This window comes from Nostoc sp. FACHB-133 (assembly GCF_014698055.1).
Taxonomy (GTDB): domain Bacteria; phylum Cyanobacteriota; class Cyanobacteriia; order Cyanobacteriales; family Nostocaceae; genus Nostoc.
Window position 1 is genome coordinate 15098 of record NZ_JACJSH010000063.1, and the last position, 21616, is coordinate 36713.

A 21616-nucleotide genomic window follows, 5' to 3' on the forward strand; every position below is an offset into this window, starting at 1 on the left:
TTGTGACCATCATTCATGGTATTACTTTCTACCCCTTTTGGCTAAAGCATCTTTCCCCTGTCGTTGAGCGAGATCGCTAATTTGGTACTGATTGCTCATAATCAAGGCATTACCAGTGGAGAGAACGAGAAAAATGCTAACTGCGCTCACCATTGTTTCACTGGGTTTAGTATTCTTCTGTTTCAATTTCAATTTCAAAACGATTTTCGATAAATTGTATAATCTCCTCCCCCACCTCTTGTTCCAAATTTGCTATTTCCATTATTCTAGCTTTAGAAGAATATCCTAAATTTTCTAGACCTTCTAGTGATGCTACATTTGCCATTTTTAGGCAAACATAGGCTTTTGCACTTAGATTTAATTCTTCTTGAAATAGCGTATCGTGTTCATATTCATCTAATGCTTCTTCTTCTCTAGTTTTATTAAAGACTGGAGTTTTATTTAAATTCTTTGAAGGTTCGGATTGAAGCTCTAGTAAAACTTCATTGAAAAATGCAGCTTTCTTTCGTTCTAGAATGTAACTATGTTCATAGAAATATTTGTAATTATCTTGATAATATTTATTTTCTTTTTTGTATGATGGTTCATATTGTTTTTCAGAATAATTATATTTTTCTTCTTCCTTGAAATTATATATTTCATTTGTATCGCGTTCGTTTCTTAAATTAGTTCGGCAATTAACAATCTTCCAACCTTCAGTACCCAATTGATTTAAACCTTCGATTAAGGTTTTACATTCTCTTTTACCAGAATATGCACCACTAACTATTAATCCATCTTTGCTGCGGAAAAAACCTCTCCACGAGCCAAAATAAACTTCTATGTATTCATATTGTGGATGAATGTGTATTTCATCTAAAATTTCTAAAAATTTAAGAATATTTTTTTGATCTAGAATAATATCTAATTTTTTTAATATGTCTTCCATTGTTGTTTCCTTTTGCCGAACTAAATCCCTAATAACACATTGCTGAGGTTCTCAATCATTTTGACTGCAACCTGCTTATAGTCTGATTTAATCTAACCTCTACCTTAAATTACTGTCTTCAGCAAATTGCCGGAAACTCAAAAATAGGAGAAGGAATACCTGATTCAGCTTAGACTCGCCGCATAGTAATCAGCGATCGCGCTTTCATCTGGTGGTTGTTCGTTTTTACAGAAGGCTAAATACCCTCCCCAAGAATATGCGGTCTGAACGCGCAGTTCTCTCCCGTTTCTAAGTTCTAATTCCCAAATCCTATTAATAAGTAATTGAGTTAAGTAATTGAGTAACTGACAACTCTAACTCAATTTGCTCAAACGCTTGCTCTACTGTGCCTAAACCAGTGCGCTGAAACATTCATGGCATTCTCCAATTCTGCTGCCGCCGCCGTCCGCTTCACCAATAGTCTAGCAACCGATTCAATCCAACCCATCCATCAATAATTCAGACATCTCCAGTTGATCACGGTTGCGGTTGTCATCGTAAATCTGGAGCGTGTTCAATTTAGCGTGTCTGCTGAGTTTTTGTGCTTTGCGGACATTGCCATCAGTCTTTTCAAGTACAGCAGTGATAGCACTGTGACGGCAACGGTGCGGGGACATCTGTTTTTCAACACCAGCCCGTTTAAACAAACGTTTAACTATTTTATAAATGCCATCCCCGGTTAACCTGTGACCAGAATTTTGGAAGTCAACCGAGGTAAATAACGGACGGGACGATGACATATCGCCACCACGGGCAATCACCCAGTCAGTAATCGCAATGACCGTGACTTTTGGCAGATTGATTGTCACACGGGAAAGCTTGCCCTTCCCAAAAATTGATAGCGTTCCCTTAGATCCTTCAAAATGCCTTAAGTCCAAGGTGCTAATCTCATTTCTTCTGAGAGCATTCCCCCACAACAGCAGCAACAAAGCATAGTCCCGTTTCCCTGCCAAAGTCGAGCGATTGCACTGCCGGATCACGCTCAAAAATTCCTCGCCTGTACAACCGCTAGTGTCGCGGTATGACTGCACTGGGATGCTGTCCACATCCACAGCATAATTGCATACACCCAGCTTTCGGCCAAAAGCAACTAGAGATTTAATTGCAGCAAGTCTGCGGTTAATCGTGTTAGGTGCTAGTCCAGCTTCCGCGAGTATGGCTCTATATTTAGTCACTACCAGCGTGGCTTTGTGACCGTCCAGGTGTAAAAATTCCAAGATAGAATCACGGTTAGGGCGCAGGCCAGTCATGCGAGTAAAAAAATCCGTGATGTCCTTGCGGTAAGCCTTACGGGTTCCCTCACTATTCTTGGATTTCAGCAATTCTTCCAAAACATCAGGGTCAGAGTCAATTACACCAGCAAAGTATGTCTCAATCTTCGCACTGAGAGAATTTTCTAATTTTTCGACTATAACTAAGTCAGTTTGCTGGCTATTTTTACTCATTGGCTCCCCCCTAGCTGCGGTATCGAGAATGGCAATTTCCAATACCACAGACCATTATCCAGCTGCATGGGCCTTGATGATTTTTAAATTTGTTCTACTATTACTTGTTTTGGGCGATCGCTCTTATTTTGGGAGAGGCTTCGCAGCGCCTGGGGTCAGAGTGCCGCCTGCGGCACTTTGCAAAGGGGCGCTATATCGGCGTAAGCTTCAACTCACGGAATGAATATTGAAAGTGCGATCGCCTACGGGAATTTTAGAGAATGGATGTGCGATTTCTGTTGTTGTGTGGTGATAATTGGCTACTCCTCACCCTCACCATTGCTCATCAACTTGGCGTTTACGCCTTATGTTGTCATAAAACATTGGCGGCGTTAGACCGATATCTTGAAGTCTCTGATGAGGATTTGCAGGATGGTGTTAATACATTAAAGTTTCGCGCTTATTGATTTTCTGATCGCCGCGCTCTGAAATTATCCCGTTGGTGGGATTAATATCTGGAACACGCCACCCATGTAAAAACCCACAGCACAAGGGAGGCTACGGGGTATGAAAGGCGATTGGGGAAATGAGGCGTTAATCGATGTCGTCTGCTCTTTAGTCCTTTGTTACGACGACGACTTCCCTTATATTCGTGCCTTTTTACTCTGACCTATGGATAATTCCAGTAAGTGCGACCACCGGGACGAGCATCAATATGAACAAAACCTTTATGCATTCCTGAGCCTAAGCCGACTACGCTTGGAATCGCTTTGCACACATCATACAATCGCTTTAAATTTCCATCCGTAGGATAGATATCAAGAGCATTTCCAGTAAGGTGTTGACTTGTTATTGCTCCTCCAACTTGGCGATTAATTGCTGATGGACGATAGCCGCTAGTTACGCCGAGGGGAGAGCCGTATTTATCACGAACTTCTGCATAAACACGAGCATTTTTTTCAATATTATCAACAACTTGTTTATTTTCAGGAACCCTAGTACATTTGTGTGTTACTTCGCCCCATGTCAAAGGGATTGTGTCAATAATGCGCTCGTCAGAAAAGACAATTTTCCCTGATGGCAACTTCATTGATGGCCCTGTCTTACTACTTTGCGACCCACTGCTTGACTGCGGTTGATCAGTACTTCCGTGATGCTCTTCTAAAATCTCAAGAAGTGATGATGCAGTGGTTGACCCCAGTGTATCAGGATACTCTAGCCAATGTTCTTTTTTGTATTTTGCAAAAGCATCTAATGTTCCATTCCCTACAATACCGTCCACTTCTCCGGTATAGTATTTACTAATTTTTAGCAGATTCTGGATTGCTTGAACCAAATCTTTATCAGCCGCTGCCAGCTTTTTTTCTCCCTTACTATTTGCAAAGTTTTTCAGCGCTTCAACGTTTATATCTGCCATTTTTTCCTTCTGTAAATTCAAGATTAAAGTAACTGTACGAATTTAGTATTCCCGTTTGAAGCTAAAAAGCTCTAATTGTGGCAGATATTGGGAAATACCGTTATCAGCATATTGGGGTTAAAGAGGCACACAGTAAGGGTTTATTGCGTATTATATTGGTTAAAAAATATCTCGAAAAAAGTTTATTTTTTGGCAGTCGAAGGGACATAAATGCCGGAACCTGATTGAGCATTCCCAAATTAGGAATGGGCATTAATTCTTTAAACTGGATATTAATTATTTAATGCACAATATGCGATTTTTGGCTCTGTGCGGTGGGTATTGGCTTATTCGTTAATTATCGCAATTTCCCAATATTGTAAACTCTGCGGTACTTCACGCCAATCCCAAAAGCTACCAGAATGCAGCAAGGATTTTTCTATGATTTTAGTAATTATGGAACTTACGATCGGCTAACCGATGATGGACTAACTCAATGGCATCCGGCATTTTTGGCATTGGGTAAATCATTGTCAGAATGCGCGGCTAAATATCGGGGGTTTTGTAAGAGATATAAACCACAGCCAAAACCAGATAAAAGCTATCACTGGGGAAGTAAATTGCTGCCCAAAGTTGTTAAGCATAAAAGTAAAAAGACATCGCCGGGGCAGATGCAATTACCTTGGGTGGAATGGGAATTTGAAGATTCGCCTGTCCGTGAAGTGGCTGAACAATTTGTAGTGGCTAATTGTTATGACCCGAAGATAGCAATGCGGTTGTTTGACGACGGTGCCAGCTATTGGAATTACTGAAATACCTATGGGTTCGTAGAAAGTGCTTTCGTAAAAATATTGTTACAAATAGCTGAAACGTTTATATGTTAAAGTTGACAGATATTGATGCGAGCAAACAAATTAGCTTTTCTTAGTTCTTCTCTGTAGTATTTTAATTTGATAGTGCATATTTCGCATATCGCACAAAACCTCTTCCTTGCTTCGTCATTTTCTTCCCAAGCCAAGCCAGCCTTGCTCGCCCTCCATTCTTCCCATTCCTCTTTAGTGTTTATTCTTTTCCTATTACTTATTAGCTCCTCATTCCTCTTATCTTTTAATTCTAATTCTAATTCTGTTGTGCGTAGTTCCTCCGCAAGTTTCGGAATTTCGTTTCCATATTCAAATATCCATTCTACTAATTTTAAATGTGAAAGATGAGGTAGGTGACCTCTTGCCGCTCGAAGGTCATAGAAGAGTTGTTCCTTTTTTTTCAGTACATCGAAATCGGTTATCCATTCCACGCGCTCGGCTAACCCTACTATTTCTTTCAATGCGCTTTCGAGGCTATTTATCGAAAGCGCATTGTTCAAACTTTTGAGGTTATCAAATCCAGTATTGCCACCAACGTCAATCAAAATTTGTTTTTGAACACTAAATCCAAACTTTCCACCACTGCTTGCTAACCAAAGTTGGTCAATGGTACGCAAGTCACGACAAGGGAAATTTAATATATTTTTTTCTTCTAAAAAACCTTCATTTTCTCGGTTAACAGCCCATAACATTATTCTAAAAGTTTCTTCGTCAGCTTCCTTAAATTTCTTGGTTGACAACAAGTCGCGTAATGGAGTGTAATCTGCATTTACTTCTGATGCGTCAAAACCAGTAACAAGAATGTTTGATAATGAAGCAAATTTTGTGTGAACTTTAGTTTCATTAAACTTTATATACTCTTCCTTTCTCTCCTTTTCGCGCTTTTGAATTCTTTGCTTAATTTCTTCAATCTCATGTTCCCACTTAAGCTTTTGACGTGGATTATCTTCATAGCGCAGCTTATCTTCTAATGTCTTTAATAAAGAAAAATCAATCTCTTGTTGTTCCTGGAGGTAACTATAATAATCCATAATTTACCTTCTCTGTAACTTAACTACTAATTGTTCCCAGGCCGACTTAATATTGAAGCCGCTTCCCAACTCCAACTCACCTTCGTACTCCACGAACATTGGGATAATAGGCAAAGTGACCTTTAATTTATGTTTGGCATCTAGCTTAGGGTCTTTGATGATTTCCAATTTAGATGCCTGGCTGGGGGGGAGAGATGGAATACGTTCTTCCAGCACTGCCAACATTTGTTGCATTTCTGGCTCCGAAATCAAATTAGCTTCCAGTGCATCTATTAAGTTTTGAGTTAAAACTAATTGTGTTTCATTAAACTTTTGAGTAATGATGTCGATGATGTCGCGTTCGGTTGCATCATAACGGTTCAACAGCACTTGACGTATTTGATTCTGATTTTCATAAATTGCCTCCTGACCGTTTAGTAAGACATTTAACTTTGCATCCATCTGTTGCAGTTGCATCAGTTGGCTTTCGACGTTCTGCATCTGAGCATTTGGAGTGCTTGCCAATTCTTGCTTTAGTTCAACCAATTCTTGTTCGTATTTAGCAAGTGATTCCTGTTGCCGTTTAATCTCCCTGCGATAGCTACCTATTACACGAGGGTTTGTTGCATAACGCAGTTCTTCCTCAAAGTCATTGAGCAATTCTTGGTCTGAGGCAATGTGGTTTTCTAAATCCTTCAACCTCTGGTGGAAGCTTTGAGATAACACAGGTCTGGCTCCTTAATTCCTAAATTTTTGACAAGTTACATCGTTCCAAGTCAACAACAAGTAAATTTGACTGACTGATTCACCCTATCTCTTCAATTCACCAGACGATAAAACTTCATTAGCACTCAACCATTGCTCAATGAGTTCTGCCACAACTTGGCTCATCTTCAACCCCCGTAAGGCGCAAGCTGCATGGAATCGTTTCTTGAGTCCGTCTGCAATACTAATGTGCATAGCTTTGGCAGTTTTGTTTATTTTCAGGATTGTATACTTAACCGCGCTTCAACAAAAGCACAAATGTACAAAAGGTATTAGACGACTGTCACAGCATCCCTGCGGCGATTACCCATTCCCGATCTGTGAATGAAATTTGGAGCTTACTTGAATTGGGAATTTTCACGAAGGGATATGCAATTTTTGGTGCTATATCGGGGAAATTGGCTAGTCTTCATACCGAAGAGTTGTTCATCAATTCCCTTAGTTGCGAATCTGGGAAAAGCGATCGCTGTAGTTGGCATCACTGTGCCAATATTCCCGATTTCGGGAATATGATTTTTTGAAGGTCTAAAACCCAATGACCGAAACAGCTTTGCGCGTCTCCTCTGGCGTAACCTCCAGATAGCACTGCAACGTCCCCAGGTCGCTATGTCCAGAGATTTCTTGGATAGCTCTTAAAGGTATCCCAGCACTCGACATCTGCGTGAGGGCTGTTCTTCGGAGGCTATGTGTGCTAGCTCCCTCTACTCCAATGCGTTTACAGGCATCGCGTAAAATCTTATCCGCCATGAACCGAGTCAAGTGCTGAGTTACACCGCGCATACCAGGGAAGATTGCCCCAGGCTTGGGCTGGTATTCCTCAAGGATTGCTGCTAGCCCTGGCGCGATATCTATGACGCGGCTTTTATGCTTACCTTTAGTGATCTCCTTGGGAAAAATTATAACACCCCTATTGATATCAGTCGTCAGGAGCGCTAATGCTTCTGATATACGACAAGCACTGAACAGGCAAATTCCAAATAGAGCGCGATCGCGTGGGGTCAGTAAACCCTCGGTGAATAATCGCTTGAGTTCGTCTTTGCTTAATACCTTAGCTTGTCCCATGCCACCTACTTTAATTTTTGCGTAGCTTGCCGCCAACTCTTGGAGACGCTCTGCGAACGGCATCGCTTGGGTAATTACACAAAATGTTAATAATGTGTAATTGATGACTAAAACCATTATAGCTTGGTTGTTTTGAACAGCCACCCCCAGAAGAAGATAGACAAGTTATTGAAGAAACTAGACCAGATGCTAGACCGGACTATAAGGAAATCCGCGATCGCATTTTAAGATCCTTGAGGTCAAGAGTCGCCACAACCTCACCACAGTACAAGACCGCAACAAAAGTCCTAGACACGTTTATTGCTCAAATAGAACCAGAACCAAACCCATCACAAAAGAATGAGTAAACACCTGAATTTATGGCAGGAACTCAACTCACGACAACAGTTAACTCTTACTGCCATCTTCCATGCTGACCAAAAAGCAGAAGATGAAGAGGCTGCGCGGTGGCGAGTGGGATGGGAGAAAAGACCTGCTGCTGTATGGCGGAGTCTGAGATATCCTGACCTCAACGGGCATGAAACTTTCCTGCACAAACTACTTCGAGAATCTGAAGTAAGAAAGCGATGCGATTTTCTTAGATTGAACTTTAATTCTCAATAAAAACAGCTATTTCACTACGATCGCACTATTAAATTGATGATTTATACCCCTAATTTTTAGAACCTAACAAAATCATACTGCTCCCTATCTATTTCCATCATCTTGATTATCGGATGTGCCTCCATAACTATGCCAAACAGGGTTAGAGGATGTTTGAAAAGTCCTCTTGTCGGTATCAAAAATTTTAGATCCCCCTAAATCCCCCTTCAAAAGGGGAACTTTGATTTCGGTTCCCCCCCCTTTTTTAAGGGGGCTAGGGGGGATCAGTTAGTGCCTAAATTCACAGCCAACCACTCTTCAAACAACCTCTTAGAAACTTTCCAAGTACCTCCACCAGGGTAGCTATACCAAACTTCATCAGACTCTTCTTGCTGAGTATCTCTATCTTTAGAATAGCGATCTGAGTAATTATTTTTTCTCCAGTCTTCATCTTGACGCATCCACTGATCTCTCAAATCATTTATGCGGTCTCGAGTAAAATCGGAACTATAGTCTTTATTTTTATGCACATGCTGATCTACAAAATTTTCAAGATGATCTAAGGTGTGGCCAGCACAATGGACAATATAATGAATAAGATTATGATTTTCATGAAAAGAATGTTCAATGCGATTGTTAATCTTACAAATGTCTCCTAAATCTACCTTGCCATTCTTATTACCTGATTGATCAATCAATTTCTTTAAATTATCCAACATAAATATTCCCTAACCTTTTTAATTAAGTTGACTTTTTTCGACTTCTAAATGGTAAATTCTGCAAGCCTAAGTATCGCAATAGGACTAAAGATACCATAATACAGTTTCTCCAGCAATTCTCATTTTGAAATAAATAGAGTATTAACCCCATTTTGAAATTCAAAATGTAGTACAAAACAACTAATTTTTCAGAGAAAGGAGATAGTAAAAAAAATAATTGCATCCATTGAATAAGTATAAACACTCAATAGACTGGAGAGGATTGCCTGACAACGAAGGGCAAACTTGAAGTAATTGATGAAAGACTGGGTTCAACTCTTCATGCACTTGAACGTCGCCAGCTATGCGAATGTAATTATTACCAAGTGCGGGGTAAATCTGAATTACTCTCGGTTAAATTAACCACAACTGGACGTGCTGTAGCTCGTGCTGGGTTGGGTGAATTAGCACCTAAAAAACCACCCAAGGGACAACTTAAACCAAGGCAATGGGAGGCGCTTTGTACGGCATATCAGGCTGGTGAATTAGGGCTAGATAGTGGGTTAACCTTTGGGGATTATGCCGGGTTTAGTTGGGGGTCAAGTCTGAATCAGTCAATTCCTTCTTACCATTAGTCAATGTAGCGGGGTATCTGATGCTTGTTGTAAACTTTATGGTTTTAGTGATTTATTAGTGATAAGTTAGTGGAGGTTGAATAAGGAAATAGGAGACTAAAAAAGTAAAAAGTTGATAGCTAGTAGTTAGTGACTTTTGCCTATATGGTTAGTTTTTTGACGTGGTTCTATGAACTACTAAACCTATCAGTTTAGGCACTCTGTACCATGAAAATTAAATAGTAGGTGCTACCAATTTTATCACGATTTTTGGTAGTGATCTGTTAATTTGTTGGTCTGTTTATCAAGCGGTTTTTAGTGGGATGTAAGCTGCCTCTCAAGTACTCTGCGGAAAGGCTAGATATGAAGAAGGCTAGATTATGAAAGAATCAAAGCCTGTAGAGAATCAAAAGCTTATCTAATACGAGTAGGGCTGAAAGTCTGAGATACCTTAAAGATTATGGCTTGACTATGGGAACCGTGCGTGACACGCGGGAATACAAATAAGCAACAAATTAACTAACAAAGATAGCCTTATACCTACATGATAATCGTTTATGCGATCGCTATTTCGTAGAAGTCAGGTCAAGAATTTGGTAGGAACAATTGCTCCCAAATCGGTGTTTGGAACGCCCATTCCCACCCACCGTGCTGGCTAAATTTTCCCAAGTTTGGGAAACATCGCACTCTATATTTTTTGTGATTAGATACGTTGATCAATAAAAACCAAACGCCCTTGGATAAACCGTGGGCGTTTGGTTCCTATTGAAGCGCTTTCAACCGCGCTAACAATTTAGGATTTTTTGGCTTTGGCATTAGCTTGTACAGCCATGCTGGACGCACATCTTCGTAAACAACCAACCCTTCCTGGATATAGTTGCATTTAATCCTGGTTCTTGTCAGATTTTGGTGATGATGAAAGGTTACGCACTTTAAGGCAGACGGCAGAGGGCAGAAGGCAGAAGGTTTTAAGACGTTTTGTTATCCAAGCGTGGGACTTGTGGCCAAGACGGGCGATCGTAAGAAGGCTTTCAAGTGATGCAGATGTTCTATAATCCATGCTGGGCTTCAATTGTGGGAATTTTTCCTTCCTCTTCCTTCTGCCGTCTGCCGTCTGCCTTACCCCAACCAGGATCACCAAAAGTTGCCAAGAACCTTAATCCTGGCTGAAGCGCAATTATAGTTGCATTTAATCCTGGTTTGTAAATGTCTTGATTGCAGGTTTGAGCGATTAGTATTGCAGGTCGCTACAACTACTACCACATTCTCTCAACACTTTTTAGAAGTAAGAGTCCTAAGTTTTATTAATAGCTAATACCTAATTTTTTCGATACTTAGCCATTAACTAATCTCAAATTACTTGATACGCCGGATGGAATGAAACACTAATTCGACTGTTTCCGTAGCTAGTTCAGTCGTGCCTGCCTCCAGTTGGCTTGATTTATAAGTTTTGGGCATAATACCCTTCAAATTCCAGCGTGCTGCTTCTTCGCCAGCCTGATTATACAGAATGATAGAGCCAGTTTTAAGCACTCCTTTATTTGTAGTTCCTCCGCCTGTAGTGGGTTGGGAGTGGGAGTCAGTGTACCATTTTATCAATCTGTCATCCTGAACAGTAGACACATATTCAACCGTGACCGTTCCATTACTGACTCCGGTAACTGTCGCCTGAATTGCAGATTTTCCTGTAACATCAATAGGATTATGGTCTTCAGCAGTTTGCAACTCTATAGAGATACCACTGATTTTTTTGACGATTAAATCTGTCAGTCCGTCAATCTCTACATAAAACTTAGAACAAGAAAGTACTTCAGCTTTTGCCATAATTAACTCCTGTACAAGTATTAGATTTGTTAATTGTTAATTGCTAATTCTTACTATTAGCCATTAGCCAATATTTTATTTTGTGCGGTCTATTTGTTCGCAGACAATCTCAAATGTCTCTACAGCCAATTCATTGCTTTCGGCGGAAAACTCCGAGACTTTGTAAGATTTAATCCAAGCCTTAGTTATCTTCCAGCGCATAACTTCTGTATCACTACTATCGTAGGCAACTATAGCGCCACCCTTTCTGTTCTCAGCCCACTTACCGTCTCCTCCTTCGCTTTCTGGCATCGTAGCCTTCATCCAGTTGTAAAAATCCATGTCACCTTCAGCTAAGTAAACATTGATAGTGAAGTTAGGATTTTGCTTAAGTGGCTTTTCGTGTCCCACAGTTTGACCTGTAAAGTTCATCTCAGCGACATTCTTGAGCAGTTTCTGAGTAACACCATCAAATTCTACATAAAACCTACTACTAGGTATTGGTTTTAAATCAGCCATATTTCAACTCCTTATCTGGGATGGGTGAGTAGGGGGAGCAGGGCGAGAATTCTGCCCCCTGTCTCCTAACTTTTCTTGCTGTCTGTCCTGGTGCCGACTGGCTAAGGTGGAAGACGGCTCGAATATTACCCATTGAGTAACAATTTCAATTGATTTCTCAATGTAGCTAATCAGACAGCGAGCGCTGATATAGCGCCATAGCACGTTATCAGGCTCTACAACTAACTGTACGCGCACCCCAGACTTTATAGCCTCGGTTGTAGTTTGCAAAGTTTCCGATACATTTTATACCAAAATAGTTAAGCAATTCTTGTTCGCGCATCTCGGCTCAATACCAAGATAAGCTCAGAAATCCTCACTGTGACTTGAAGAAGATTTTGAACAGGTGAATAAAATTCTGGGCTTATTTGCATTAGACATAACCCTACAACAACAATTCCCCACACCAAAAGGCATGGGGAATTTCAGAGAATGAATACGTGATTTTGGCTTTGCGTGGGCTTTATTGGCTAGTCGTCATCCGCAGAATTGTTCATCGTGTAACGGCTTTGTATCTATCATCCGCTTCTATATTTCTTGCGCTCGTTTCTCAAACCAAATTAAGAACTGCGGAAAAGTTTTAGGATTAATTACCTCTTTTACCTCGAATTTAAAGAGACAGGCGTGACGAGCAAAATATACGCCTAACTCATTTATCGGTTCAATATCTGGGTCGAATCGTCTTTCGATTACCGATAGAGTATAGTATCCAAGAAGTTGGTCGAATGATTTGCGTTCCAGAGTAAATTTTTGAGTTGTTTTGATATCTATCAAACAATCATCCAAAATTAAATCCGCATCTGCTCCTTTAACTAGAAGACTGCCTGGACCGAAGTCAGGATTTAAAAGAACCCTTCCTTGTGTCCTAAAAACATTAGGCTCGACAATGTTAATTAAATTCCTTAAGTCTGCAATATCTTCATTATCGATGGATTCCAGATTTTCAACAATATAATCACTGCGCCGGGTAAGTGGATCGATTTTTGCTAGGAGTAAAGCAGAGCGGATTAAATCATCTGTAAATTCTCCAGTTCTCAAAAATTGTTGGTAATTTTCTCTAGCCTCTATAACGGCTGCATTACCAAGATCATAAAGGCTATTTTCTCCTCGCCTTTTTAGCATCTTTACAGCGCGTTCCGCCACCCAGCCTCCTTCATCCTCCTGGGCTTGAGGGTTAAGGTATTGAGTATAAAAGCGCTGGAGGTAATCAAAAGATGTGCCAATAAGCCGAGAATGTCCTTGTAAAATTAGAGGTGCTAATAATTGTCGTTTTATACTAAAGTCGGGCTTTTTAAATTCCATCTTAAATTTAGCTCGAACGTCTGGTATTTCTAGAAAAGAAGTAAGAGACATAATTATTCTCAAAAAATCAAAAGCCAGTTTAACTAAGTCGGGTGGCAGAAGATATGATTAAATATCATTGACTTTTAAACCAAAATCAAATATATATTTTTGCCTTTAAAAATCATCAGGACACAACAGAATTCCTACGAATTCTGGGAGATATTCATACTGATCTAAAATAAGATCCGCGATCGTTAAATACCACTTGTGATAGAGTTGGGGGTCTTGATGGCTAAATCCCTGACTGAACCAACAATTGCAGGTGCGAATATCAACATGACAGATTTCTGCAACTAACTCACGACTTACATCCCATTTTGATGTAAATTCTTGGTGAGTCATTAGAGGTTCAGAGGAAATGAATGCTCTCAACCTTGCTAACTGTTGGGGTGTTAAAGATTTAGGATTACTCATCAATTCGCACCCAACGGTTCAGTCGTTATTCTGAACATTATTTTAACTATGGCTTTTATCATGATTTTTTCTATTACCTTGATTAAGGTTTCTACAGACGAGTTACTGTAAGGTTGCGTTTAATCAACACCAACTAAATCGTATTTACTAACATCGATTAGTCGCCACACATCTCCCACAGATAAGAGAGTCGCCTTTGAATGTAGTATAGCTGTGGCGCTTACTGGCAAAGCATCCCACAGGCTCTCGCCACAGCACCACGCCACACCGCCACACCTCGCCAGCGTAGTTCTTACTGTGGCGTGGCGAACTACCAATCATGTTTACTCCAGCTTTCTTTCCCATCAAAAATGAGTTGCCCAGCATCAACCAATTCACCCAAAGCAAGAATTAATCTAATATCACCAAGAAGCCTAAGCTCATCTTTTTTCTTGAGGTCTGCAAGCAACTTCGGCTCTTTGTTTTTGGCATTATCAAAGAACGATAGTAAGCGCTTGGCTAGGTCAGATAAATCTTTTTTTACTCCAATGTCAAATTCAGCTTGGGGGGTATCTGTCAGTTCTTTAGAGTCGATTGTTAGTGCAAATTCCAGCCGTGAAATATCATCTATCTGACCCAACTTCTCATGCTCAGGAATAGATAAAGCTTTGTGGTCTTGCTGTAATTCAGGGAAGAAAGTTAGAAGCGAACGTACAGGGTCGGGCTGATTGTTGCCGGGATGCAATTTAATCTTTAGCCATTCGGGTAATGACCCTAATTCTCCTCCCCTAATCGGCTCCCCAAAGTTGTTAGGGTTAGCTTTGAAATACGCTCCGCTTGCAACATTAATTTTGCGAAGTGCGCCGATTGACACAGATTGAGTTTGGCAACCAATGAAGTTAATCCCAGCCTTAAAAGTTGCAGCTAATCCTCCGGTTTCTTTTCCAGCAATTGAAGTGAGGTTAGATGCGTGAAGCACAAGAATTAAAGTCACACCAGTTTTCTCAAATCTTGACAGAAGAAATTGCAATGCCTCGCTTCTCTCGCTCTCCTCCAACAAAGAAAGTAGCCTCATGGCCTCGTCAATCACGAGCAGTAAATTTTTATTTGAGTACGGATCAGAGTTCTCTAACTTTTTCAGAAATTGCAGCAATTCCCGTGCCACCAACTTATCGGCTTCGTCTGCTTTTCGCCCATCATGAGCTAATGCACTATGAAGGTTACAGGCAAAGGGATAGATATCAATCCCTGCCGTGAAATATTCGATTTTTAACGCGGAATTATCTGCTGCTGATAAAATCGTAAGTAAGCCAGCAAGTGTGCCTTTCCCGCCTCTTTGATTGCCAGTAATGGCGATAATTTGAGAGCCAATAACCTCGTCAATTTTGAATCCACTAGCTTTCAACGAATTAATAATTGTGTTTGCCCGTTGAGGCAATGGCATATTGACTAATGCCTGTGGTGACGGGGTTGTAGAGTCAGTTTGAGATGCTGGCAGAGATATTTCAGACTTACCACTATAAAGTTGGTCGTCAGTAATATATTTAATCGGCTGCGGCTCAATAAATTTAGGTTTATTATCCTCCAGTCTAGATGCCTCAATTTGTGCGCGATGCTCGTCAAGCGCATTTAATAAGTTGTTGTTAATTCTCAAATCCGGTTGCACTAAAGTCATGTGCGCGTTGACCTGTTCCGGGGTGGGGACTGCTTTAAATTGAATAAAAGAGTCAAGTATCCATCTGTATGCATGGAATCTTTTTAGCGGTTCCACTTGCGCCAGGTAGTCAGTCAACAGTGCAAAATGACTGTTTAAAAATTCATACTCCTTGCACTCTCTGGGAGAAAGATAATGTTGCAGTTGTTCAAATTCATCAGCCCAATTGCTCGAAGTTTCTCGTAGTTCTGCATTCCCCAAAGTCCCTGCTAAATCCAAGACATTCCCGCGAACGAATGGAAGTGGCGAAAATAAACCAGTGCGACTGGCATCAATAAAACAACCATGAATATATCCCACTAGACCAAACACTACGCCAATGGGGGCTAGCGGTGATAATGCGTGTAGAAAGAATCCAGTTGTCAGAACCACACCGCATATTAATTTATTGGCATTAATGCCCGAACGTTCCTCCCTTGCCAGTTCTAAAAGTTGGTCGCAGCGCTCTTTCAACCAGTCTGCGACATAGCCATTTTCGAGATATTCTATTGTGGGATAAGATGCACGAATATGTGCAGTTTGAGGCGTTTCTAGACGTGGTAAAGGTGGCTTATCTTTCATGTTTTTACTGTGGTATTGTCAGGCGATTGCACTCTGAATTGTTTAGAATGCAACCGCTAATATGTACAATTAACTTCCCTTCAACATCCGATAAACAACATAACCAAGTTCTGCGGCGACAATAGAAAATAAGTTATAGACAAGGCACTTGAAAATATCGCCGGGGTCTGTAAACTGCAAGGGATTACGACTGCTAAATGTCTGGATTAAATCGAAAGTCCAACTGGCAATCGCAATCAACCCAACCGTCCTGGGTGATATCCCGCTAGCACCTTTTATTCCAAATGCAGCATTCCGAATTGTGGCTGATTGGATAATTTGAATCACGAACGAAAGGGCAATAGCGAAAATAAAAGCTGGGTTAAAAACAATTCCAGCCCAGGCTCTCAATGGATATAAAGTAAATCCCGGCAGCCATGACCAACCAGCCCATACTTGCTCAAAAAAGGGAAACAGTGCAGCCCCGCCGAATAATGATTGCCAATAACTATCCGCAGTAAACAACACTCCAACTACAAAAACTAGAGAACCAAGTGCAATTGCACCCACGCTTCCTGCTTCTGAAAAATGCTCCATCACGGATGCTAAAAAGCGGGGAATGATTGAGATTAAAATGACGAGCCATTTAGCCAGGGTATGAAAGATGTCAGATTTATCTTTCTGTGGTTTGCGAGATGGTGCGGTTAAAGGTGTGCGTCCGTCTGATGTTGTTAGAGGTGGTTTATTACTTTCCATTATTTCCTTAATTGTCTGAATTAATTACTGGGGCATTTTTACAAGCTGTTGAGGAGTCGCCCTTCCAGCTAAACTTACGATTCTCAATTCTCCCCGCACAAATGTTGCTGCGGTCGTAGACGAAAATCAATTCATCTGCTAAATAATTTTGAAGTGTTTGCTTCCTTAACCGAGGGCGAGTTTTCGAGTTGTCGTAATCAATTAATCGCAAGCTTCTCCCCTCTGGTAGTAGTCCAGTTTTCTGAATTAAATCGGCAGTAGTTTTGCGCTGTTGGATGCGGTCACGGTTTATTTCTTCACTAACCGCTAACTGTTTTTTATTTGCATAAGTTGTATATTCTGAAGGCATTTGTAGGAAGATTGGAGCAAGGATTAAGGCTCCCCCAAATGCAGCCACAGAGGATGGGAAGATATATTTATCTGCTCTGGATGACATGATTTTACTGGAGACATCAACTGCCCCTGATATATTCATCGCTTGGTCGGATTGGATTTAATTTGATTGATAAGTGCCTCACATAAACCTAATGTTTCATGTCGTCAAGTAGGCTTGATGCGTTGGTACTCATAAGAAAATCCTCTATCTATACTTTGCAGAAACAGTAACAACTCGCTCCACTAGTTCGTGGGATTGTGGATAATCCTTTACAGCTTCGCGTACTGTTTTGATGTCCCCATCTTCTATGCCATTTGCGACTACCATCGCGTTATCCCAGCCGCCAAGCTTCTCCGCATTAGCTCCTAATTGTGTGTGGGCTAACGTGTCTTGAAATTCTGTATTTTTCATGGACTTTAAATATGAACGACGCATTCACCAGAAGATTAGAAAGGTGACTGTAGCGCAGTTGTAGGTTGCTAGATGTAAGAACCCTAATACTCTATTGGCTTTACCATAATTAAAAAGCCTTATGTACTATCGTGAAAGCGGGGACAGATACATCTTTGTAGAATCAGGGAATCCCTTCATCTTGATTCATGCAGATTCCTCGAATAAATCCCCCAGTTGAGCATCAAAATCATAGTTTTCTGATTCGGATTTAATTGGCAATGATGCTGGTACTGAAGGCGAAATTGTTTTATTGTCAACTAACCCTGTAAACCAGTTAAATACCCTGACTAATGGGATTTGTTTCAATAATCCATGCGCTAATTTATGTTCATAGAGCAGTGCATTTGTAATTGTCGTTAACTCCGCACCGGTGATTTGAGCAGGAGCTTTTCCCAATACTCTTACTGCGTGGATTTGTAGATATTCCTCAATATGAGGTTCCAATCTTACCCGCCGATTCTCCGCCATAATTATTTACCTCGTGCTAATCTTCCCGTGGCTATTCGTTCCAATCCCAAGGCATTAGCCCAGCATCCATCTGGTACTGGATTAATACCTTGTGATTGCAACATTTTGGAAACTCCCGGCATTTCTGATCCACCACCCCAGGCAACGAAACTCTGCGCCACATCTCGCCATTCTGCAACTTCTTTAAATGCCAACCGCAACCTATCTTTAAGCCAGGGGGTGAGGTGACGAGCATAAATACTGCGGAAATTAAAAGCGCGTGTGCCATATTGAAAATCCCCACTTTCAATCCCCTGGCGAATTGTTTCGATATTGCCGGACTTGCCACTGCCCAAAAATTGAATTAATTCGGAGTCGGATGCAATCTCACTTAAAAGGTCAATACAGCCGCCAACTTCCAAAACCTGACGGTGGATAATTGCACCACCTGGGGCAAAAACTGTGGGGATGATTGTCGATGTGCCGAAGTCAATTGCGATCGCTTGAGCCGCACGGTCAATTAATGGCTCTGGTTTTGCTGCAACGCAATAGCTGTAAGAGCCTGCACCTTCCGGTACAACCAAAGATACATTTAGGTTAACCAGCGATGGCTGATTATTCTTACTGTTAAAAGTGACAAGATGAGAACCATTGATTTTGCTGATCAGCGCGTCTTTAAAAAGTTTGGCGTTGTGAATGCTGACTACCAAATGTAAATTCCAATCATGGCGGTAAGGCAGCGTAGCAAGTCCACCCAGCAATGTGTGCAAAGAGTATTCCACTTTTAACAAAGAATCATCACTAAGTCTGACGTGGGTGGTAGGTGCTTTCCAATCCGCAAGGGAGCCTGTTAAGAATTGCTTGCCAATCAGGTCTGCGCGATCGCCATCTTGATAAAAAAAGTAGCCTCCGTCTGGGGATTTTAAATCATCTTCGAGGTCGGTCACTTGCACCACCTTTGAAGGAATGCGAACTCTTGTTCCGGCGATCGCCATTTTGACTAGCCCTGCCCCAGTATCGATGCCCGTAGGCATTGCTGGAACGCTTTGGGTTGTTCCAACCGTGATTGGCTGCATTATTAGCACTTTCAAAATCCTCTACAAAAATTTACAAAATCGCTGAGATGCTTATTAGCATTAGGTTTCGGGAATTTAAAGACAATAAATCTCTGTCACCCAAAAGCGGTACAGAAATACCTCCTAACAATGTTTTTGGGCGTTTTTAGTCTATGAATGATAAGATATCAGTGCATCAGTGCATTAGTCAATCAATGCACAATTTTTCTTAATGCGTCACTGCACCAATAAACTGATGGATAAGTTCATTAGTTGCGGGGTAATGTGGCACAAGGAGAAGTATCCATTCGGGTCTATCTGTCACCTGACACAAAAGACAGATTTAAAACAGCTTGTTTTCTTAAAGGACTGAATATGTCTGATATTGCGGCTGAACTTATTGAGGATTGGTTAACTAAAAATGATATAGATATGCCCAATGTACAAAAAAAGCCCCCCTCAACTAGAAAAGAATAAGGAGCGCATACCAATTCGCCATAGCAACCCGTAGTTCGCCTAGATCGTATTGGGGTATAAGTAAGTATCATAGGAACAGAAAACCGAGTTAAGCTTAAAAGCCTTGTTAGATAAGGATTCTCTTGATAACGAAGGTCATTGACGCTCTGCTGATCATCGAGTCACTACTCAGCGAGAAAGTAAGGGTTTCAGCTTTTAAAAATGCTTCTATTACTCATGTAATATCTCTTAACCCAGTTTTCTGCGCGAATGCTACTCATACCCCAGTAAACAGCATTGAGTTGCTAGCCAGGACAATCGGCACAAGCCAAGCGGCGATCGCCCAAGTCTACAGCAGTTTAGACCTCTTGCTGTGCTTTTATTCCAGAGTTTGAAATATATCTGCAAGGTAATTTTTTTAATAAAAAACCCCCGCATTCTGGTAGTTTGAGTTTTAAGTCAAAAAAAAACAGGAGGATGTCGCCCCTATAGGAGTTTGTCAACAACCACCCGTCTATCAAATCAAAATAGTTTCCTATTTTGAAACAAAAAAGTTATATCAACTCTATCCCACTTTGGTTCCAAGTATCAAGATAGAGCTATAGATTAGAAGTGCGAACTAGACACCAGTCAATCACCAACCCAAGGAACACGGGTAAAGTAAAAAACTCAATAGCGATGACATCCTCCTGTGGCAACGATTGCAGCCCATAGGAGAGAAAAATGTTTAGTCAAGAAATCAATTCTGAATCTGCCAAAAATTTTAATGTTGGATCTGAAAATGGAGCATCCCCAGCGATCGCACCAAAGCCGTGCCTCTGGACTGCCGACTTAGGTGCGATAGTATCTCTAGCTAATCGTTTTGCGACAGGTGACTTATTCAATATTCCCCAAATTTTAGACCAGGGAATGCACACTATTTTGGTGGAGAGAGATACGCCAGAAGCAGCCGTGTGGCAAGGGATTTACCGCATACTCGCATCTGGTAACAACCCACAGATTTATCATTCCCAGCAGCCGATCGCAATTCTGGCAGCAGATGAATCTGTGTCATCTGGAGAATTAGCTGGTCAGATTGCAGAATTTTCCCAACTTTGGGAAAAGTGGCTAGAACGGCGATCGCAAGAAAATCTAACTCTCCAAGAAGCGGTCGAGATAGCAAAGCTGGTCATAGCTTACGAGTCCGGCTCCCAGCTAAATACCCAGCTTGGTATGCTCCGGGTGCGGTGCGGTGAAAATTCCTATGACTGGAATAATATCGTCTGGCAATTAAAAAAGGAACAATTATTACCAGTAGAAAAATCTGATTCAGTAGAAAATGCTATTGGCAGCACTGACACTAGCTTATTGGCAGTGACACCACTGACAGTTGAAAACTATGAAGGTAAAGAGATTAAGACTATTGGCACTGCTGTCAGTGGTATTCTCAGTTCTAATTTAAGCGATATTCAAGAGAGTTTTAAATTAGACTTACTCTGTACTGAATCAGGGATTAATCCAAAGCTATTTGAGAAAATCGTTGCTAGAGAACGGGTCAGGCTAGATGAGGTTTCGCCAGAAGATGAGATGCGGCTTAAAGCGCTCATGGAATGGGATAACACCCAAATTGATTGGGAGGCTATTTTACCCGCACCCCTGGCGCGTGACTTAATCCACGACGGCGATATGTTGAATGTTGACCCAGTTGTAATCTGGCAACCGTTAATGGCTAGTGTCGCGTCGCTGGGAGGATCTAAAGTTAATCTTTCTATGGGTTCTCGCAAAATCCCATCTGTGCTTTGGTCAGCCATTGTTTTGGAATCGGGTGGCGGTAAATCTCGTGCGGATAGTCTGGTTGTTGAGCCACTACGGAAAATGCAAGCTGAGGCAATGACACGCTACGAGGAAGAGTACAAAAAATATCAGCAGGAACTTAAGGCATGGGATAAAGAGCATGACGAGGAAGAAGAAATGCCAGTCCCACCGATCTTAAGAAAGCTGATGTTTGAAGTAGCGACTATCCAAGCTGTTTTGAAACGCTCGGCTGAAAATAAAGGGCATGGCGCACTTTGGTCTAGAGATGAATTAGCTGGGCTATTTAATTCTTTGGGGCAGTTCTCTAAGGGCGAGGATGAGAGTATGCAAATCTTGCTGAAGCTCTGGGATGGGGCAGGGATTTCTGTTGATCGAGTATCCCTGGCGGATAGCTACTTCGCGGAGAGTACAGCAATTTCTATTACTGGCGGAATCCAGCCGGGGATTTTTCGTAAATTATTCAGTGATGCCGATGATAGTAATGGAACACAAGCTCGGATACTTTTTGCAGTTCCTAAAGCCAGAAGGCAGCGCTATGTAGAGGGG

The 21616-nt window shown here is 41.3% G+C and carries 29 protein-coding genes; 9 read left to right on the forward strand and 20 right to left on the reverse strand.

Features of this window, described 5'->3' with window-relative positions:
* Positions 1–21: 21 nt before the first annotated feature.
* The 3 genes from H6G86_RS39705 to H6G86_RS31295 all read right to left on the reverse strand — a co-directional run bounded on the left by H6G86_RS39705 (position 22) and on the right by H6G86_RS31295 (position 2412).
* On the reverse strand, positions 22–153 hold the full coding sequence (locus H6G86_RS39705) for a hypothetical protein (protein WP_277883693.1): 132 nt from the start codon (positions 151–153) through the stop codon (positions 22–24).
* A gap of 13 nt (positions 154–166) precedes the next feature.
* A complete protein-coding gene (locus tag H6G86_RS31290; RefSeq protein WP_190937583.1) occupies positions 167–928 on the reverse strand; it encodes a DNA-directed RNA polymerase subunit alpha C-terminal domain-containing protein in 762 nt (253 codons plus the stop codon).
* Between the two features lie 473 nt (positions 929–1401).
* On the reverse strand, positions 1402–2412 hold the full coding sequence (locus H6G86_RS31295; RefSeq protein ID WP_190937584.1) for a tyrosine-type recombinase/integrase: 1011 nt from the start codon (positions 2410–2412) through the stop codon (positions 1402–1404).
* A gap of 28 nt (positions 2413–2440) precedes the next feature.
* Between H6G86_RS31295 and H6G86_RS31300 the strand changes: the two genes are divergently transcribed.
* Positions 2441–2635, forward strand: coding sequence for a hypothetical protein (locus H6G86_RS31300; protein WP_190937585.1), 195 nt, complete (start codon positions 2441–2443; stop codon positions 2633–2635).
* Between the two features lie 37 nt (positions 2636–2672).
* A complete protein-coding gene (locus tag H6G86_RS31305; RefSeq protein WP_190937586.1) occupies positions 2673–2858 on the forward strand; it encodes a hypothetical protein in 186 nt (61 codons plus the stop codon).
* Positions 2859–3061: 203 nt separating this feature from the next.
* Here the strand turns inward: H6G86_RS31305 and H6G86_RS31310 are convergent, their stop codons facing one another.
* The gene (locus H6G86_RS31310; protein WP_190937587.1) at positions 3062–3808 is read right to left on the reverse strand and encodes a D-Ala-D-Ala carboxypeptidase family metallohydrolase; all 747 of its coding nucleotides are present in this window, start codon (positions 3806–3808) and stop codon (positions 3062–3064) included.
* A 401-nt stretch (positions 3809–4209) separates the two neighbouring features.
* On the opposite strand from H6G86_RS31310, the gene H6G86_RS31315 reads away from it, so the two are divergent.
* Positions 4210–4599: a hypothetical protein gene (locus H6G86_RS31315; RefSeq protein ID WP_190937588.1), complete on the forward strand. Its 390-nt coding sequence runs from the start codon at positions 4210–4212 to the stop codon at positions 4597–4599.
* A gap of 68 nt (positions 4600–4667) precedes the next feature.
* On the opposite strand, the gene H6G86_RS31320 is transcribed toward H6G86_RS31315, so the two are convergent.
* The 3 genes from H6G86_RS31320 to H6G86_RS31330 all read right to left on the reverse strand — a co-directional run bounded on the left by H6G86_RS31320 (position 4668) and on the right by H6G86_RS31330 (position 6620).
* Entirely contained in the window at positions 4668–5681 is a 1014-nt protein-coding gene (locus H6G86_RS31320; protein WP_190937589.1) for a GUN4 domain-containing protein, read from the reverse strand.
* A gap of 3 nt (positions 5682–5684) precedes the next feature.
* Complete coding sequence (locus tag H6G86_RS31325) at positions 5685–6386, reverse strand: hypothetical protein (RefSeq protein WP_190937590.1); 702 nt, start codon at positions 6384–6386, stop codon at positions 5685–5687.
* An 84-nt stretch (positions 6387–6470) separates the two neighbouring features.
* Positions 6471–6620 carry a plasmid partition protein ParG gene (locus tag H6G86_RS31330; RefSeq protein ID WP_190937591.1) on the reverse strand — a complete coding sequence of 50 codons (150 nt, stop codon included), beginning with the start codon at positions 6618–6620 and terminating at the stop codon, positions 6471–6473.
* Positions 6621–6794: 174 nt separating this feature from the next.
* Between H6G86_RS31330 and H6G86_RS31335 the strand changes: the two genes are divergently transcribed.
* Complete coding sequence (locus tag H6G86_RS31335; RefSeq protein WP_206758455.1) at positions 6795–6938, forward strand: hypothetical protein; 144 nt, start codon at positions 6795–6797, stop codon at positions 6936–6938.
* A 12-nt stretch (positions 6939–6950) separates the two neighbouring features.
* Here H6G86_RS31335 and H6G86_RS31340 read toward each other — a convergent pair whose 3' ends face one another.
* Positions 6951–7604, reverse strand: a complete 654-nt coding sequence (locus H6G86_RS31340; protein WP_242065064.1) for a tyrosine-type recombinase/integrase — start codon at positions 7602–7604, stop codon at positions 6951–6953.
* Between the two features lie 222 nt (positions 7605–7826).
* Between H6G86_RS31340 and H6G86_RS31345 the strand changes: the two genes are divergently transcribed.
* Positions 7827–8090, forward strand: a complete 264-nt coding sequence (locus tag H6G86_RS31345; protein ID WP_190937593.1) for a hypothetical protein — start codon at positions 7827–7829, stop codon at positions 8088–8090.
* A gap of 263 nt (positions 8091–8353) precedes the next feature.
* On the opposite strand, the gene H6G86_RS39080 is transcribed toward H6G86_RS31345, so the two are convergent.
* A complete protein-coding gene (locus H6G86_RS39080; RefSeq protein WP_242065065.1) occupies positions 8354–8788 on the reverse strand; it encodes a hypothetical protein in 435 nt (144 codons plus the stop codon).
* A gap of 365 nt (positions 8789–9153) precedes the next feature.
* Between H6G86_RS39080 and H6G86_RS31355 the strand changes: the two genes are divergently transcribed.
* On the forward strand, positions 9154–9402 hold the full coding sequence (locus H6G86_RS31355) for a hypothetical protein (RefSeq protein WP_190937594.1): 249 nt from the start codon (positions 9154–9156) through the stop codon (positions 9400–9402).
* A gap of 1335 nt (positions 9403–10737) precedes the next feature.
* Here H6G86_RS31355 and H6G86_RS31360 read toward each other — a convergent pair.
* The 11 genes from H6G86_RS31360 to H6G86_RS31415 form a co-directional block, all read right to left on the reverse strand.
* Positions 10738–11205, reverse strand: coding sequence for a contractile injection system inner tube protein (locus H6G86_RS31360; protein ID WP_190937595.1), 468 nt, complete (start codon positions 11203–11205; stop codon positions 10738–10740).
* Between the two features lie 75 nt (positions 11206–11280).
* Positions 11281–11703: a phage tail protein gene (locus H6G86_RS31365; RefSeq protein ID WP_190937596.1), complete on the reverse strand. Its 423-nt coding sequence runs from the start codon at positions 11701–11703 to the stop codon at positions 11281–11283.
* 567 nt (positions 11704–12270) lie between these two features.
* On the reverse strand, positions 12271–13095 hold the full coding sequence (locus H6G86_RS31375) for a hypothetical protein (RefSeq protein WP_190937597.1): 825 nt from the start codon (positions 13093–13095) through the stop codon (positions 12271–12273).
* 105 nt (positions 13096–13200) lie between these two features.
* Positions 13201–13500 (reverse strand): helix-turn-helix domain-containing protein, encoded by a 300-nt coding sequence (locus H6G86_RS31380; protein ID WP_190937598.1) that lies wholly within the window; start codon positions 13498–13500, stop codon positions 13201–13203.
* A 119-nt stretch (positions 13501–13619) separates the two neighbouring features.
* Positions 13620–13817 carry a hypothetical protein gene (locus H6G86_RS31385; RefSeq protein WP_190937599.1) on the reverse strand — a complete coding sequence of 66 codons (198 nt, stop codon included), beginning with the start codon at positions 13815–13817 and terminating at the stop codon, positions 13620–13622.
* Positions 13811–15754: a hypothetical protein gene (locus H6G86_RS31390; RefSeq protein ID WP_190937600.1), complete on the reverse strand. Its 1944-nt coding sequence runs from the start codon at positions 15752–15754 to the stop codon at positions 13811–13813. The genes H6G86_RS31385 and H6G86_RS31390 overlap by 7 nt, the downstream gene beginning before the upstream one ends.
* 69 nt (positions 15755–15823) lie before the next feature.
* A complete protein-coding gene (locus tag H6G86_RS31395; protein WP_190937601.1) occupies positions 15824–16489 on the reverse strand; it encodes a hypothetical protein in 666 nt (221 codons plus the stop codon).
* A 7-nt stretch (positions 16490–16496) separates the two neighbouring features.
* Positions 16497–16964: a hypothetical protein gene (locus tag H6G86_RS31400; protein ID WP_190937602.1), complete on the reverse strand. Its 468-nt coding sequence runs from the start codon at positions 16962–16964 to the stop codon at positions 16497–16499.
* A 105-nt stretch (positions 16965–17069) separates the two neighbouring features.
* Positions 17070–17300, reverse strand: a complete 231-nt coding sequence (locus tag H6G86_RS31405; RefSeq protein WP_242065066.1) for a hypothetical protein — start codon at positions 17298–17300, stop codon at positions 17070–17072.
* A gap of 162 nt (positions 17301–17462) precedes the next feature.
* Positions 17463–17786: a hypothetical protein gene (locus tag H6G86_RS31410; protein ID WP_190937603.1), complete on the reverse strand. Its 324-nt coding sequence runs from the start codon at positions 17784–17786 to the stop codon at positions 17463–17465.
* Between the two features lie 2 nt (positions 17787–17788).
* Positions 17789–18841 carry a ParM/StbA family protein gene (locus H6G86_RS31415; RefSeq protein ID WP_190937604.1) on the reverse strand — a complete coding sequence of 351 codons (1053 nt, stop codon included), beginning with the start codon at positions 18839–18841 and terminating at the stop codon, positions 17789–17791.
* A gap of 264 nt (positions 18842–19105) precedes the next feature.
* On the opposite strand from H6G86_RS31415, the gene H6G86_RS31420 reads away from it, so the two are divergent.
* The 3 genes from H6G86_RS31420 to H6G86_RS31430 form a co-directional block, all read left to right on the forward strand.
* Complete coding sequence (locus tag H6G86_RS31420; protein ID WP_190937605.1) at positions 19106–19297, forward strand: plasmid partition protein ParG; 192 nt, start codon at positions 19106–19108, stop codon at positions 19295–19297.
* 122 nt (positions 19298–19419) lie between these two features.
* On the forward strand, positions 19420–19671 hold the full coding sequence (locus tag H6G86_RS31425; RefSeq protein WP_190937606.1) for a hypothetical protein: 252 nt from the start codon (positions 19420–19422) through the stop codon (positions 19669–19671).
* A 328-nt stretch (positions 19672–19999) separates the two neighbouring features.
* Positions 20000–21616, forward strand: a 1617-nt coding sequence (locus tag H6G86_RS31430; protein WP_190937607.1) for a DUF3987 domain-containing protein, incomplete at its 3' end; no start/stop codon positions are given.